Here is a 15,356-nt window from a genome sequence, read left to right on the forward strand (position 1 = left end):
AATGCAGGGTGAAAAGGTGGGATGAGCGTTGTTTATTTGCTGGCCGTCATGCGTAACAGGATGGCCATAAAAGAAGTTATTATAAGCTTTTTTTGCTGCCTAGCGCACGCCGTGCTGCTTCATTTTTTTGCGAAGAGTACCACGGTTCAATCCAAGCATGGTAGAAGCGCGGCTCTGGTTGCCACCGGCGCGCTTGAGCACGGCCTGCAGCAATGGCGCTTCAACTTCGTTCAGCACCAGTTCGTAGAGGTCGCTGATAAGCGCCTCGTCATCAACATCGGCGAAATAATCCGCCATTGCCCGCTCCACGGCCTCACGCAGGCTGCAGCGAGAGCTCTCCAGGCTGAACAATGCATGTTCCGGCTGTGACAGCTGCTCAATAGATGGCTTGCAGATGGCCGGATCTTCTTTCTTCATCGAACGTGTACCTGAGAAATCGAGTATTGTGTCTGATGCTGTGCCGGAAACGATGATTCAGGGGGCGGCTGATGGGGGTCAGCGCTGGCTTCGTGATACCCGCCCAGCAAATCCAGTTGCGCCTCAGCGCTGCTGAGCTGCATGAATGACTGCTTGAGCTCCTCGCCCTGCGGCAGAACCTTACTGTACCAGTCAATGTGTTTGCGGGCAAAGAGCGCACCACGGAAGTCCCCGTAGAAAGCATGCAGGGCGCGGATGTGATCGATCATCAGGCTGCTGACATGATGTGGCGACGGGGTGTCTGGCGCCGATCCTGTGTCCAGATACTGACGAATCTGGCGAAAGATCCAGGGACTGCCCTGTGCTGCCCGTCCTATCATCAGGCCGTCTGCCCGGGTGTAATCGAGCACATACCGGGCTTTTTGCGGGCTGTCGATATCGCCGTTGGCGATGACCGGAATGCTGATACCTTGCTTGATCTCAGCGATAGTGTCGTACTCGGCTGTGCCCAGAAAGCGACATTCCCGGGTACGGCCATGCACGCTGAGCATGGCGATGCCACAATCCTCGGCAATGCGGGCAATGTCGACACCGTTACGGTGTCCTCGGCTCCAGCCGGTTCTGATTTTCAGGGTCACCGGCACATCCACGGCCGCCGTGACGGCGCGCAGGATGCGTTCGACCAGCTGCGGGTCTTTAAGCAGAGCCGAGCCGGCGGCCTTTTTTAACACCTTCTTCGCCGGGCAACCCATGTTGATATCAATCACCTCTGCGCCCTGGTCGGCATTGAGTCGGGCAGCATCAGCCATCATCTGTGGGTCAAAGCCGGCTATCTGGACGATATCGGGGCCGCAGGTTGTTGAGCGTTTCAGGCGCAAGCGGTTTTTTTCGCTGTCCCAGAGCGCCGGATTGGAGGTCACCATTTCCGCCACCGCCAGGGTGGCGCCCTGCTGCAGGCAGATTTCACGAAATGGCAAATCGCTGACACCGACCATGGGGGCCAGAATCAGCGGTTGCCGAAGCGTGTGATGACCAAGCGTGAAACTATTCATATACGAATCGTACCCGATAATTCACTGCATCGGCAGCCGGATTGGCGATTTCGAGCTGCGCAGTAACGCTTTCGCCAGCTGACATCAGGGTCGCGGGCTCAGGGAGTATTGCCGAGAGGCGCGGCAGGTACTCTTCCGCGCCAAAGCGCCGCCCTGCGATGTTGCGTCCTTGTATGTCGGAGAATACCAGTTCTATTTGTGGCAAGGGCTGCGAGAAACCGGCGGTATTGGTGAAATCGAGTTTGATCTGCGAAACATCCTGATACAGAGGATGCGGTTCAACAGATAACTGCGTACTGACGATCAGCTTGCTGTCCCGTCGAGTGGGCAGTGCACATTGAGCATAATCACAGAACGCCAGCAGCCAGGGGCGATAGGTTTCGTGCTGGCTGATGCTGGCCAGGTGGCGATAACTTACCTGCGCCACCAGTGCGGCAGCCAGCAACAGGATGCCCAGAGCATAGGCCAGGAAGCGCCAGATGAAGGTCCACATATCAATTACCTGTGTGCAGGCGAGTGCCCTCTATCCTCACCCATTCGTCCTGAATGACGGGCGCCTGCATGGCAAAGAAGGGTGTGTATGACGCCATCAGCTGTTCGGTCTGCTCAGACAGCACGCCCGACAGAATCAAGGTGCCACCGGGTTTGGTCAGGCTGGTCAGGACCGGCGTCAGCTCAGCCAGCGGCCCCGACAGAATATTGGCCACGACCACGTCGGCCGGTTCGTGGGATTCGCCGGGCAGGTGCACCGTCATCAACTCTGCCGGGACACCGTTCAGGTCCCGGTTGTTGCCACTGGCAGTCACTGCCTGCGGATCGTTGTCCACCGCCACCACATGGCTGGCGCCAAGCAGCGCTGCCGCGATGGCCAGGATCCCGGAGCCACAGCCATAGTCAATCACGGTTTTGTTGACAAGTTGCTGGCTGTCCAGCCACGCCAGACACAGCGCCGTGGTGGGATGTGTGCCAGAACCAAAGGCAAGTCCGGGATCGAGCATGATGTTCACAGCATCCGGCTCCGGAGGTTCGCTCCAACTGGGGCAGACCCAGAGCCGGTTGCCAAAGCGCATCGGTTTGAAATCCGCCATCCAGGCGCGTTCCCAGTCCTGGTCAGCGATTTTTTCTGTCAACAGATCGCTTTCCTGCAGGCGGCTGGCGGCAGTGATCAGTGCGATAACGCTGTCAGTGTCGGCATTGTCCTCAAACAGCGCACAGAGCATGGTTTGCTGCCACAGGGGTGTTGTGTCAGGGTCGAGTTGAAAAACGGGTTCGTCTTCGGCGTCCAGCAGGGTCACCGATACCGCCCCCGCAGACTGGAATAGCTGTTCCATCTGCGGGGCTTCGGCGTCAGTTATCCGCGCCTTTATTTGTAGCCATGGCATAGAGCTTACCTGTGTTTCAATACCCTGTTGGTGTCAGGCCTTCTTTTTCCCACCACTGAGCATGTTTTCCAGGTAGTGGATATTGACGCCGCCCTTGCGGAAATTGTGATCGCGCAAAATATCCTTGTGCAAAGGTGTGTTGGTACGTATGCCGTCGATCAGCAGTTCATCCAGCGCGTTTTGCATGCGCACCAGTGCTTCATCGCGGTCAACGCCGTAGCTGATCAGTTTGGCGATCAGTGAGTCGTAATACGGTGGCACGGTATAACCGCTATAAATGTGCGAGTCGACCCGTATACCATTGCCGCCCGGCGCATGGAACAGGTTGATCTTGCCCGGGCAGGGCATGAACGAGGACGGGTCTTCCGCGTTGATGCGGCACTCGAAAGCATGGCCTTTGATTTTGATATCTTCCTGCTTGATGGCCAGGGGAATGCCGCTGGCGATCTTCAGCTGCTCCTTGACGATATCAATGCCGGTCACCATTTCTGTGACCGGGTGTTCAACCTGAACGCGGGTGTTCATTTCGATAAAGAAGAACTGTTCATCCTGATACAGGAATTCCAGGGTGCCGGCGCCGCGATATTTCATCAGTTTGCAGGCCTTGATGCAGGTTTCCGCCACTTCAGCTCGCACATGATCAGGAATGCCCGGCGCCGGCGCTTCTTCTATCACTTTCTGGTGGCGGCGTTGCATGGAGCAGTCGCGATCACCCAGATAAATGGCACCGCCCAGGCCGTCGCCCAGCACCTGGATTTCCACGTGGCGCGGATTTTCCAGGAATTTCTCCAGGTAGACAACGTCGCTGCCGAAAGCGGCTTTGGCTTCAGACTGGGTGACGTAGATGGCTTTCAGCAGCGCGGCTTCGCTGTGCACCACGCGCATGCCGCGACCACCGCCGCCAGCAGCGGCCTTGATGATCACCGGGTAGCCAATGCGTTTGGCGATAGCCAGAGTACGCTCGGAATCAGTGTCCAGCGGACCGTCGGAGCCCGGCACGGTGGGGACACCGGCTTCGATCATGGCCTTGATGGCGGAGACTTTGTCGCCCATCAGGCGGATGGTCTCGGCGCGCGGGCCGATGAACACAAAACCGCTGCGCTCTACCTGTTCGGCGAAGTCGGCGTTTTCTGACAGGAAACCGTAACCGGGGTGGATGGCCACGGCATCAGTGACCTCGGTTGCGCTGATGATGGCTGGCACATTGAGGTAGCTTTTGGCGGCGCTGGCCGGGCCAATGCAGACAGATTCGTCGGCAAGACGCACATGCATCAGATCACGGTCGGCACTGGAGTGCACGGCAACGGTTTTGATGCCGAGTTCTTTACAGGCGCGAAGAATTCGAAGAGCGATCTCGCCGCGGTTGGCAATCAGGACTTTCTCAAGCATTGGTGTTAACCCTTAGACGATGGTGACCAGTGCCTGGTCGAATTCAACGGGTTCGCCGTCCTGAGCAAGAATCGCCTCAACGACGCCACTGTGATCAGATTCAATCTGATTCATCATTTTCATGGCTTCGACAATGCAGATGACATCGCCCACTTTTACGTGCTGGCCGACCTCAACAAAAGCGGGTGACGACGGTGACGGGGAGCGGTAAAAGGTGCCAACCATCGGCGACTTCACGACGTTGCCACGAATCTTTTTGTTGTCCTTGGCTGCCTCAGGTGCCGGTGCGGGCGCTGCTGCCGGGGCGGGTGCGGGTGCCGGCGCCGGAGCGCTCTGGTACTGAACGGGTGGTGGCGTTACTTTGCTGGCGCGGCTGATGCGAACCGCTTCCTCGCCTTCTTTGATCTCGATTTCCGCAACGTCGGAAGACTCAAGTAGTTCAATGAGTTTTTTTACTTTTCTGATATCCATAATAGCGTCTCTGTTTACCTGGGATTTGCGTCTGTAAGGTTTTTGTTTTTGCTTTATCTGGTTTTTGTTTCCTGTGTTCGCTGCAGCGCCGCCTGCAGAGCGAGGTCATAACTCAGCGACCCCAGTCCGGCAATGGTGCCGGCGGCGATGTCGGAAAAATAGGAATGATGGCGAAAGCTCTCACGCTTGTACACATTGGACAAGTGCACTTCGATAAAGGGGATGTCAACGGCCAGCAGTGCATCGCGTAACGCCACGCTGGTGTGGGTCAGCGCTGCGGGATTGATGATAATGAAGTTGATACCTTCGCGGCGGGCATCGTGAATGCGATCAATCAGCTCGTACTCAGCGTTGCTTTGCAGGTGCATCAAATGATGCCCGGCGTCCATGCAGGTACTGCTGAGACGGGCGTTGATGTCGTCCAGTGTTTCCGAGCCGTAGACTTGAGGTTCGCGTGTTCCCAGCAAATTCAGGTTGGGGCCATGCAGAACAAGAATCGTCGCCATAGTGTGTTCCGTTAATCGGACTTATTGCTTTGATGGCGGCATTTTGTCAGAAATTTCACAGATGTTCACCCTCAAATTGTGGTTTTTCTCTGATCTTTTCTGTTTTGCTCATGCTGGCAGGTGGCGTTGTTCAGGGTGATATTTCGACCAGTCGGGTCTGCGGGGGGTAGCACAGGCCCGCCTCGGCGCAGCCCTGGTACCGAATCTGCAGGCGGTAGCCGTCGCTTCTGGCGGCAACCGGCAGGTCAATGCTTATCGACAGATCCTGGTAATAAACCTCAACATTGCCGAAGAATTCATCATGATGACTGATCCCCGCGGGCATGGTGTGCGTCGTCTCAAGGTTGCCTTCATCGGGCGCGATGAGTTCAAAGCTGAATTTGTCCCGGTACAGGTAATACGCTGGTGCAATCGTCCAGTGGACGGATACTTTGTCGCTGGCATCAAGGCTGGTATGGAAGCGGAAGGCTTCGTCGACGTCCAGAAAGCTCGGGCGGCTGTCGCCAAACAGGCCACTGGGCTGCGCTGATACCGATGCACTGGCCAGCAGCGCCGCGGCCAGCAGCACCGTCGCCTGCCATGTCATTACGTGATTACTCTTGATAGCGTTCAAACACCAGTGTTGCATTGGTACCGCCGAAGCCGAAGCTGTTGGACATCACACAGTCAAGTTTCACATCGTCCATGCGCTGTGTCGCAATATTAAGACCGGCTGCCTCGGGAGCAAGTTCCGTGACATTGATGGTTGCGCTGACAAAATTGTTTTCCATCATCAGCAGGCTGTAGATCGCTTCCTGGGCGCTGGTGGCACCCAGCGAGTGGCCAGTCTGTGATTTGGTGGAATTGATGATAGGTGCTTTGTCACCAAACACCTCTTTGATCGCGCGTAATTCGCTGACGTCGCCCACCGGCGTGCTGGTGCCGTGGGTATTCAGGTAGTCGACGGGGCGGTTGATGGTGGCCATTGCCATTTTCATGCAGCGGATAGCGCCTTCGCCTGACGGTGCGACCATGTCGTAGCCGTCCGACGTGGCACCGTAGCCGGTGATCTCGGCGTAGATTTTGGCGCCGCGGGCCAGGGCGTGATCCAGCGATTCGATAACCAGCACCGCGCCGCCGCCAGCGATCACAAAACCATCGCGGGAAACGTCAAACGGGCGAGAAGCCTTGCCCGGCTCATCATTGTGCGTGGTGGTCAGCGCGCCCATGGCGTCGAAGAGGTTGGTCAGCGTCCAGTGTTCGGACTCGCCGCCGCCGGCAAACACGACATCCTGCTTGCCCAGTTGAATCTGCTCAACCGCGTTACCTATACAGTGGGCACTGGTGGCACAGGCAGAAGAAATGGAGTAATTCACGCCTTTGATTTTGTAGGGCGTGGCCAGACAGGCCGACACCGTGCTGCCCATGGTACGTGGCACGCGGTAGGGACCGATTTTACGCAGGCCCTTGGTGCGTAGAATGTCGGCAGCTTCTACCTGATCCTGCGACGAAGAACCGCCCGCGCCCATGATAATGCCGGTGCGCTCATTGGAAATATCCTTTTCTTCCAGGCCGGCGTCCTTGATGGCTTCGTCCATGGCGATATAGCCGTACGCGGCGGCATCGCCCATGAAGCGCAGCACCTTGCGGTCGATATGATCCTCGAACTTGATGTCAACCCGGCCGGAGATGAGCGCGCGCAGGCCCATTTCTTCGTATTCGGGGTTGTAGGTGATGCCGCTGCGGCCATCGCGCAAGGCGTCAAGCACGATCTGCTTGTTATTACCTATGCAGGAAACAATACCGATTCCGGTGACAACAACGCGTTTCATAATTACCTCTTTAAAACCAAGTAGTGCTGTAGAACAGATTTTTCGATTTGTCAGAACCAGTAAGTCAGAATCTGGCTTCCGGGGTGAACAGGCCGACCTTCAGACCCTTGGCGGTATAAATGACCTTGCCATCCACGGCGACAGTGCCATCGGCAACGCCCATGACCAGTTTACGCTCAATAATGCGGCTGAGCGAAATTTCGTAGGTGACTTTTTGGGCATCAGGCAGAATTTCGCCGCTGAATTTGACCTCACCGGAGCCCAGCGCACGGCCCCGGCCCAGGTTGCCGCGCCAGCCCAGGAAAAAACCGACCAGTTGCCACATGGCGTCAAGGCCAAGGCAGCCGGGCATTACCGGATCTTCCGGGAAGTGGCAGTCGAAAAACCAGAGATCCGGGCGGATGTCGAGTTCCGCGATGATCAGGCCCTTGCCATGCTCGCCGCCATGACTGTTGATTTCGACAATTCTGTCCATCATCAGCATGTTGCCGACAGGCAGCCTGGCGTTGCCGGGACCGAACATGCGGCCGTAACCACAGTCGATCAGCTCTTCGCGCTCGTATGAGCTTTTTGGGGTAAATCCTGTATTCATAAGCTATTTTGGCACCAGATTGTCACAAAGCGTGCAATATTATCGCGAGCGGACTAAATAATCGATACTATTTTACCGCAGTGGCTGTTGCAATGATGTGACTGCCGCACTGCGTCGCCTGTTTTGGGTTAGACTTGCAAACCTGATTTTCAAAGGAATTCATATGATAATCCCGGTAATTCTGGCGGGGGGCGTTGGATCTCGCCTGTGGCCATTGTCGCGCCAGCTTAATCCCAAACAGTTTATCTCATTTTCTGACACTGCCACGGGGCCCGCCAGTCTGACCCTGTTCCAGGCGACGCTTCAACGACTGCAGGGCATAGACGCCCTGGCCGCGCCGATTGTCATCTGCAATGAGGAGCACCGGTTTCTGGTGGCCGAGCAATTGCGTGTGCTCGGCATCAGCAATGCCAGCATTCTCCTGGAGCCCGAGGGACGTAATACCGCGCCGGCGGTGACCCTCGCCGGCTTGCTGGCAGACATGCATGTCCGACAGCAAGCAACGCCCGACAGCGCCGAACCGGTTCTTTTGGTGCTGCCTGCAGATCATGTTATTCGCGACCCGGAGATTTTTCATCGCTGTGTCGAATCCGGTGCCAGGCAGGCACTGGCGGGGCGGCTGGTCACCTTCGGCATTGCAGCAACGTACCCTGAAACCGGCTACGGATATGTCAAGCGTGATGCGTCCGGCCCCGAGCAACGCGGTGTAAACCTGTCGCCGCCGGGCAGTGCGGAAGCATTCGCAGTGGCGCGATTCGTGGAGAAACCCGATGCAAAAACGGCCGCCGCGTATCTGGCTGATGGTTCGTATTACTGGAACAGTGGTATGTTCATGTTTACCGCCAGCAAGTGGTTGCAGGAACTCTCGCGCCTGCAGCCCGACATGGTGTCTGTGTGCCAGGAGGCGAGCCGGCAGCCGCAGCAGGACGGCGATTTTGTCAGAATTTCAGCCGACATATTTGCGTCCTGCCCGTCCGATTCCATCGACTATGCCGTGATGGAGAAAACCGCAGACGCCGTGGTGATTCCGATGGCCGCCGAGTGGAGTGACATGGGGGCGTGGAGTGCACTGTGGGACGTCAGCGAGCACAAGACCCCCGAGAACAATGTGATCATTGGCGATGTGCGCTGTGTTGACGTCAGCAACAGCTATCTGCGTTCAGAGTCGCGGCTGGTGGCAGCGGTTGGCATCGAAAATGCAGTTATCGTGGAAACGGCCGACGCGGTGCTGGTTGCCAACAAGGACCAGGTGCAGAACGTCAAACAGATCGTGCAGTGGCTGGAGCAGCATAAACGTTCCGAGGCGGTCAGTCATACACTGGTATACCGGCCCTGGGGTTCCTATGAAAGCCTTGCCCACGGGCCGGGCTTTCAGGTCAAGCACATCCGGGTCCGTCCTGGTGCTGCCCTGTCACTGCAAATGCACCATCATAGGGCAGAGCACTGGGTGGTGATCAGCGGGGAGGCAACGGTGACATGTGACGAGCGTGTTTTCACGCTGACTGCCAACCAGTCGACATTTTTGCCGCTGGGTTGCAAACATCGGCTACAGAATAAATGTGATGAATGGATTGAATTGATTGAAGTTCAGACGGGTGACTATCTGGGCGAAGACGATATAGTCAGATTCGAGGACGTATACGGTCGAGTTCCGGCCGGCAAGTAAAGGAGCTTATTAGCTATGATCAAGAAATGTCTGTTTCCGGCGGCTGGCTACGGCACCCGCTTTCTGCCCGTGACCAAAGCCATGCCCAAGGAAATGCTGCCGCTGGTGAACAAGCCCCTGATTCAGTACGGCGTTGAAGAGGCGCTGGCGGCGGGCATGGCGGGTATTGCCATTGTTACCGGTCGTGGCAAACGTGCCATTGAAGACCATTTCGATATCAGTTTTGAACTGGAATCGCAGATAGCGGGCACATCGAAAGAGGACGCGCTGAAAGAAGTGCGTCACATCATGAAGGAGTGTACTTTCTCCTACACCAGGCAGGTACAGATGAAAGGCCTGGGGCATGCCATCCTCACCGGTGAAACCCTCATTGGCAATGAAGCCTTTGGCGTGGTGCTGGCGGATGACTACTGTGTCACCGAAGGCGACGGGGTGCTGGCGCAGATGGTTGCCTTGTACGAAAAATACCAGTGCTGCATTGTCGCCATTGAAGAGGTGCCGCGGGAAGAAACCTACAAGTATGGTGTGATCGACGGTGAAGAAGTGGAACCCGGGGTATTCAGGATCAGTCAGATGGTTGAAAAACCCGACCCTGCTGACGCGCCTTCCAATCTGGCCATCATCGGGCGATATATTCTGACACCCGACATCTTCGACGTTTTGCAAACCACACCGCCGGGACGCAACGGCGAGCTGCAGATTACCGATGCGCTTATGACGCTGGCGGAGCAGGGCAGGGTGCTGGGTTATCGATTCAAGGGCCGGCGCTTTGATTGCGGCAGCGTAGAGGGCTTTGTCGAAGCAACCAACTACAATTATCAGAACATCTATACGCGCCGCTGAAACATGCGGCAGGGTTTGATATGGACATTACGTGTTTTAAAGCCTACGACATCCGGGGCCGGGTGCCGGATCAACTTAACGCAGATATCGCTTACCGTATAGGCCGTGCTTATGCTGTTTATCTGCAGCCCGAAGAGGTTGTTGTGGGCCACGATATTCGCCTCAGCAGCCGGGAGCTGTGTGACGCATTGATCCGTGGCCTGATGGACGGTGGCGTGGACGTCATTGATATTGGCCAGTGCGGCACAGAAGAGATTTATTTTGCCACTTCGCATCTGAAAACGGACGGTGGCATTGTGGTGACCGCCAGTCATAATCCGATGGATTACAACGGCATGAAACTGGTGCGCGAGGATTCACGGCCCATCAGCGGTGACACCGGGCTGCATGACATCAAGCGGCTGGCAGAGGCAGGAGATTTCCCCGGGTTTGATGGCCGACCGGATAAAAAGCCTGGCAAGCAAGGCTCATTGCGCAAGGATGATACCCGCGCAGCCTATATCTCACATTTGCTGTCCTACATCGACATATCCGCGCTAAAACCGCTGCGCCTGGTGATCAATGCCGGCAACGGCGGCGCCGGCCCGGTGGCCGATGCACTTGCCAGTGAGTTGCCGTTTGAGTTTGTGCGTGTCCATCATGAGCCTGACGGACGTTTTCCCAATGGCGTGCCCAACCCCTTGCTGGAAGAAAACCGGGCGCCAACCATTGCGGCCATCAGGGAGCACAAGGCAGACCTGGGTATTGCCTGGGACGGCGATTTTGACCGATGTTTCTTTTTTGATGAGAACGGCGATTTTGTTGAAGGGTATTATATTGTGGGTCTGCTGGCCCAGAGTTTTCTGGAGCGCGAAGCGGGTGCCAGCATTATCCATGACCCGCGTCTGACCTGGAACACTATCGAAATCTGTCAGCAGTACGGTGGCAAAGCTGTGCAGTGTAAAACCGGCCACGCCTTTATCAAGGAACGTATGCGCCAGGAAGATGCCATTTACGGTGGCGAGATGAGCGCGCATCATTACTTCCGTGATTTTGCTTATTGCGACAGTGGCATGATTCCCTGGTTGCTGGTCTGCGAACTGATTTCACGCAAAAACAAGCCCTTGTCGCAACTGGTCGCTGAGCGCATGGCCGCATTCCCGGCCAGTGGTGAAATCAATCGCACCGTCGAGGATGCGGCGGCTTTGCTGGCAGCAGTGGAAAAAGCGTATGCGCCACAGGCACAGGCAATTGATCATACCGATGGTTTGAGCATGAATTTTTCCGACTGGCGTTTCAATATGCGCATGTCAAACACCGAACCGGTTGTGCGGCTGAACGTCGAGTCGCGCCGGGATGCCGCGCTGATGAAAACAAAAACAGCAGAGTTGCTGGCGCTTATGCAGTCCTGATCATGCGATAACGGATGCTGTCCTCGGATTCAACAACAAAACCCAGGCGCTGGTAGAAATGGAATGCGGGATTGATTTTTAGCACGCTGAGTCGAACAGGTGCATTGGCCCGCGCCGCCTGTCGCATGACTTCCGACATGATGGCAGAGCCATAACCCTGCCGCTGCCATGAGGGGTCAAGTAACAGCATCTCCAGAGACAGGTGGTCTGCTTTTTTTTTCAGGCAATAACCACCGATATCGACGCCGCGTTGACCAGGCATGTCTATGCTGGCGATAACAAAGCTGGCTGCGGGCAGGTTGTCGAAAAAACTGTGCTCCTGGAACAGCTCATTCCAGCCCCAGGTGCGGGTAATGTAGGATTGCATACCGGTCTTGAAAATCTGGTATATCCAGTCCATTTCCCCGGCCTTCGCTGTTCGGTAACTCAGCCTGACGTCGTTCATGGCTCCGGATCGTTGCTGTTGATGGGAGATGCCAGTCGCCGTTTCCAGCCCAGATGTTTTTCAATGGCGCTGATCATTGCCCCGGCCAGATCCTTGCCGCAGACGTCTTCCATATCATCCAGTGACGGCGAGCTGCTGACTTCAAGCAGCAACGGGCCTTTACGGGCACGAATCATATCAACGCCGGCGACCCGCAAACCGATCGCTTTGGCGGCCTTGATGGCAATTCTGCGCTCCTCGCTGCTGATGCGGGTGGCAACAATGCTGGTACCGTGCTGTCTGTTACTGCGGAACTGGCCGGGCAGTGCCTGTCTTTCCACGGCGCAAACCACTTTGTTATCGACAACCAGTAAGCGCAGGGATTTGCCTTCGGCTTCCTTGACATATTCCTGCACCAGCAGGTTGGCCTGCAGGGATTTGAACGCGTTGATCAGGCTGTCGGCAGCGGTTTTTGATTCGGCCAGCACCACGCCGCGTCGCTGCGGGCCTTCCAGCAATTTCACCACCAGCGGCGCGCCATTGACCATGTCAATCAGGTCATCGGAATCAAGCGGGCTGTCGGCAAACCCCGTGGTGGGGATAGGCAGTCCCTGTTGCAGTAAATGCTGCAATGAATACAGTTTGTCGCGGGAATGACTGATGGCGGCGGCGCTGTTCAGTGCATAGATGCCGAGATTCTCGAATTGCCGCACCAGTGCGCAACCATAAAATGTCAGATCCGGCCTGATTCTGGGGATGACGGCGTCCAGGCCGTTAAGCAGGCGTCCGCCGCGGTAGTGTATCTCAGGGTGCTCGGCATCCAGTTTGATGTAGCACTGCCGCACATCGTAGAAGCGGATTCGGTGGCCGCGCTCTTCACCCGCTTCCATGATGCGCTGGTTGCTGGGCAGATCCGGGTTGCTGGCCAGCAGGCCGATACTGAGACCCGACGTTTCCCGGGTATGCTCCTGGTACAGGGCGTCGATCTGTTTATTCCGGATGTCACCACCGAGAAAGCCTGCCGCCGGATCGACCAGTATGCGTCCGTTCATGGCTTCGCGCCCCAGCAGCATGCGGTAACCCATGGAATCGCGGTTGGTCAGTGTCAGTTCGATATCCCATTGCTGATCACGATGCTGCAGGCTGGTGCGCACCACATAACGTTTTTCGCCGATGCCGCTGGAGCTTTTGATGACTCGCTTGTCGATTACTTCAGCTTCACAGCGAATGATGGTGCGCCGGTTGTTTTGCAGCGGGTGTACTTCGAAGCTGACCCAGGAGCTGCCGGCACGCAGAAAGGGCCGGATGTTGAACGCGTGCAATGATGAGGTTTTGGCGCCGGAGTCGACGCGCACCTTGACTGCCGGAATTCCCAGTGTGGGCAATGCGCACCACTCTTCGCTGCCGACAATGATCTTGCCAGCGTCTGTATTGTGGTCTTTTGTACTGCTCATGACGGGTCTCCGGGCTTGTTCAGGCAATGGTGGATCAATGCCCGGCTGGAGGGGTCCAGGGAGCGGTCGGCAGCGTCGTCGCCATTCAGTGCGTCAAACGCTGGTTTACTGAGCTGCTTGCCGATTTCCACACCCCATTGATCAAATGCATTGATGTTCCAGATGGCGCTTTGCACAAAAACCTTGTGTTCATAGATAGCGATTAGGCTGCCCAGGTTGCGGGGGCTCAGGTCATCAAGCAGCAGCGTGGTGCTGGGGCGGTTGCCGGGCACGGCTTTATGTGGCGCCAGGACCTCGGCGCGGGCCGGGTCCTCACCGGCAGCGAGCAGTTCTGCTTTGGCCTGTTGCCTGGTTTTGCCTTCCATCAACGCGCGGCTCTGGCTGAAACAATTGGCCAGCAGGTGGCGGTGCTGTTGCTGGTTATCGGCGACGGCTGGCTGCGCGATGGCAATAAAGTCAGCGGGCACAAATTCTGTGCCCTGATGCAGCAACTGGTGGAATGAGTGCTGACCATTGGTGCCGGCGCTACCCCAGATGACCGGTCCGGTGCTGACCTCAACGGTGCGGCCGTCGCGATCGACAGACTTGCCCAGGCTCTCCATTTCAAGTTGCTGCAAAAAACCGGGAAACAGTTCCAGATCCTGAGCATAGGGCAGGGTCACGTGGCTGCCGGCATCCCAGAAGTTGCGATACCACACGGCGAGCAGGCCCATCAGCACCGGCACATTTGATGCCAGCGGTGTCTCCATGAAGTGCTGGTCAACGCTTGCCGCGCCATCCAGTAACTCGCGAAATTGTGCCATGCCGACAGCCATCGCAATAGGCAGGCCGATGGCTGACCACAGCGAGAAGCGGCCGCCGACCCAGTCCCACATCGGGAATATATTATCTTCCCGGATGCCGAATTCGACGGCGGCTTTTTTATTGGTTGATACCGCCACAAAATGTTTGTGCAGATGCGTTTTGGCCAGTGCCTCGTTGTCTGCCTTTGAGAGCAGCCAGCGTCGCGCCAGATCTGCATTCTGCATGGTTTCCAGCGTGGTAAACGATTTTGATGCCAGTACAAAAAGCGTGGTTTCCGGCCGTAGCTGTGCCAGACATTTGTGCAAGTGCGCCGGATCGACGTTGGAGACAAAATGGCTGCGAATACTGCCCTGGTGATGGGACTGCAGAGCGCGGGTAACCATTGCCGGGCCCAGGTCCGAGCCGCCAATACCGATATTCACGACATCACATATGCGGTCACCGGTGTATCCCGTCCAGGTGCCGGCATGTACCGCGCTGACCAGTGCATCCATTTTTGCCAGTGCCGCGCTAACGTCCTTGCCTATGTCTGGCCGTGCCGGCACATTCAGGCCACGCAGCGCCATGTGCAGGGCGGGTCGCTGTTCGGTGTTGTTGACCTGTTCGCCACTGCAGAGGTCGGCAATTGCCTGCGTCAGGCGCATGGTCCTGGCAAGCTGTAACAGAAGATCAAGGGTATCGGGGGTCAGCAGTTGCTTTGACAGGTCGACCAGGATATTGCCGCAGTCGAAACTCAGTGTGGCGACCCGCTGCGGATCCTGTGCAAACAGATCAGAGATCCGGGTGCCAGACGTGGACAGTTGTGTTTGATGAGCCTGGAGCTGACGCCATGCTTCCGTTTCCTGAGCCCTTGCCATCTACTGTCTGCCATAATTGCGGGTAAACCACTAAATTATCTTATAATCTGCAGGGGTTCAATTGATCCTTTGGCCACGGACGCGGTTTAGCCTGTGTGGCTGGCAAAAACGCTGTGCAGAACAGGTGACAAAAAAATGTTGCCGAGCGAATTGTTCACTGTTAGTATGCGCGGCCTGAAAGTGTTGACCACAAGTCTACGGTCATACACGTTTTTGACGCCGACATAGCTCAGCTGTGGTAGAGCAACTGACTTGTAATCAGTAGGTCCCGGGTTCGACTCCTGGTGTCGGCACCAC

At 56.6% G+C, this 15,356-nt stretch carries 16 protein-coding genes, 1 tRNA gene and 1 pseudogene; 4 read left to right on the plus strand and 14 right to left on the minus strand.

Annotated features, from left to right (window positions below):
* Positions 1-99: 99 nt before the first annotated feature.
* From WD071_RS15225 to fabA, 10 genes are all read right to left on the minus strand, one after another.
* Positions 100-417 carry a helix-turn-helix domain-containing protein gene (locus WD071_RS15225; protein WP_368049251.1) on the minus strand — a complete coding sequence of 106 codons (318 nt, stop codon included), beginning with the start codon at positions 415-417 and terminating at the stop codon, positions 100-102.
* Positions 414-1,469: a tRNA dihydrouridine synthase DusB gene (gene dusB, locus WD071_RS15230; RefSeq protein WP_368049252.1), complete on the minus strand. Its 1,056-nt coding sequence runs from the start codon at positions 1,467-1,469 to the stop codon at positions 414-416. The genes WD071_RS15225 and dusB overlap by 4 nt, the downstream gene beginning before the upstream one ends.
* Entirely contained in the window at positions 1,462-1,962 is a 501-nt protein-coding gene (locus WD071_RS15235; RefSeq protein ID WP_368049253.1) for a DUF3426 domain-containing protein, read from the minus strand. The genes dusB and WD071_RS15235 overlap by 8 nt, the downstream gene beginning before the upstream one ends.
* 1 nt (position 1,963) lies before the next feature.
* Positions 1,964-2,851 (minus strand): 50S ribosomal protein L11 methyltransferase, encoded by an 888-nt coding sequence (prmA, locus tag WD071_RS15240; RefSeq protein WP_368049254.1) that lies wholly within the window; start codon positions 2,849-2,851, stop codon positions 1,964-1,966.
* A gap of 33 nt (positions 2,852-2,884) precedes the next feature.
* Positions 2,885-4,240 (minus strand): acetyl-CoA carboxylase biotin carboxylase subunit, encoded by a 1,356-nt coding sequence (accC, locus tag WD071_RS15245; RefSeq protein WP_368049255.1) that lies wholly within the window; start codon positions 4,238-4,240, stop codon positions 2,885-2,887.
* A 12-nt stretch (positions 4,241-4,252) separates the two neighbouring features.
* The gene (gene accB, locus WD071_RS15250; RefSeq protein WP_368049256.1) at positions 4,253-4,711 is read right to left on the minus strand and encodes an acetyl-CoA carboxylase biotin carboxyl carrier protein; all 459 of its coding nucleotides are present in this window, start codon (positions 4,709-4,711) and stop codon (positions 4,253-4,255) included.
* Positions 4,712-4,764: 53 nt separating this feature from the next.
* Positions 4,765-5,217: a type II 3-dehydroquinate dehydratase gene (aroQ, locus tag WD071_RS15255; protein WP_368049257.1), complete on the minus strand. Its 453-nt coding sequence runs from the start codon at positions 5,215-5,217 to the stop codon at positions 4,765-4,767.
* Positions 5,218-5,347: 130 nt separating this feature from the next.
* Positions 5,348-5,803 (minus strand): protein-disulfide reductase DsbD domain-containing protein, encoded by a 456-nt coding sequence (locus WD071_RS15260; protein ID WP_368049258.1) that lies wholly within the window; start codon positions 5,801-5,803, stop codon positions 5,348-5,350.
* Between the two features lie 7 nt (positions 5,804-5,810).
* Positions 5,811-7,028, minus strand: coding sequence for a beta-ketoacyl-ACP synthase I (fabB, locus tag WD071_RS15265; protein WP_368049259.1), 1,218 nt, complete (start codon positions 7,026-7,028; stop codon positions 5,811-5,813).
* A gap of 64 nt (positions 7,029-7,092) precedes the next feature.
* On the minus strand, positions 7,093-7,620 hold the full coding sequence (gene fabA, locus WD071_RS15270) for a bifunctional 3-hydroxydecanoyl-ACP dehydratase/trans-2-decenoyl-ACP isomerase (protein ID WP_368049260.1): 528 nt from the start codon (positions 7,618-7,620) through the stop codon (positions 7,093-7,095).
* A gap of 163 nt (positions 7,621-7,783) precedes the next feature.
* Here fabA and WD071_RS15275 point away from each other — a divergent pair, with 163 nt between their 5' ends.
* The 3 genes from WD071_RS15275 to WD071_RS15285 are packed head-to-tail and all read left to right on the plus strand — an operon-like array spanning position 7,784 to position 11,520.
* A complete protein-coding gene (locus WD071_RS15275) occupies positions 7,784-9,286 on the plus strand; it encodes a mannose-1-phosphate guanylyltransferase/mannose-6-phosphate isomerase (RefSeq protein WP_368049261.1) in 1,503 nt (500 codons plus the stop codon).
* 15 nt (positions 9,287-9,301) lie between these two features.
* Positions 9,302-10,129 carry a UTP--glucose-1-phosphate uridylyltransferase GalU gene (gene galU, locus WD071_RS15280; RefSeq protein WP_368049262.1) on the plus strand — a complete coding sequence of 276 codons (828 nt, stop codon included), beginning with the start codon at positions 9,302-9,304 and terminating at the stop codon, positions 10,127-10,129.
* Between the two features lie 20 nt (positions 10,130-10,149).
* Positions 10,150-11,520 carry a phosphomannomutase gene (locus WD071_RS15285; protein WP_368049263.1) on the plus strand — a complete coding sequence of 457 codons (1,371 nt, stop codon included), beginning with the start codon at positions 10,150-10,152 and terminating at the stop codon, positions 11,518-11,520.
* Here WD071_RS15285 and WD071_RS15290 read toward each other — a convergent pair.
* The 4 genes and pseudogenes from WD071_RS15290 to pgi all read right to left on the minus strand — a co-directional run bounded on the left by WD071_RS15290 (position 11,507) and on the right by pgi (position 15,059).
* Positions 11,507-11,965 carry a GNAT family N-acetyltransferase gene (locus tag WD071_RS15290; protein ID WP_368049264.1) on the minus strand — a complete coding sequence of 153 codons (459 nt, stop codon included), beginning with the start codon at positions 11,963-11,965 and terminating at the stop codon, positions 11,507-11,509. The genes WD071_RS15285 and WD071_RS15290 overlap by 14 nt on opposite strands.
* Positions 11,962-12,921, minus strand: coding sequence for a 30S ribosomal protein S6--L-glutamate ligase (rimK, locus tag WD071_RS15295; RefSeq protein WP_368049393.1), 960 nt, complete (start codon positions 12,919-12,921; stop codon positions 11,962-11,964). The genes WD071_RS15290 and rimK overlap by 4 nt, the downstream gene beginning before the upstream one ends.
* Positions 12,922-12,972: 51 nt before the next feature.
* A pseudogene (locus tag WD071_RS15300) lies at positions 12,973-13,398 on the minus strand (ATP-dependent zinc protease); the annotation flags it as partial.
* Positions 13,395-15,059, minus strand: coding sequence for a glucose-6-phosphate isomerase (gene pgi / locus WD071_RS15305; RefSeq protein WP_368049265.1), 1,665 nt, complete (start codon positions 15,057-15,059; stop codon positions 13,395-13,397). The gene pgi and the pseudogene WD071_RS15300, both read right to left, overlap by 4 nt.
* A 218-nt stretch (positions 15,060-15,277) precedes the next feature.
* Here pgi and WD071_RS15310 point away from each other — a divergent pair.
* Positions 15,278-15,355: transfer RNA gene (locus WD071_RS15310), tRNA-Thr, on the plus strand.
* Position 15,356: the final 1 nt, after the last annotated feature.

This window comes from Pseudohongiella sp. (genome assembly GCF_040877505.1).
Taxonomy (GTDB): domain Bacteria; phylum Pseudomonadota; class Gammaproteobacteria; order Pseudomonadales; family Pseudohongiellaceae; genus Pseudohongiella.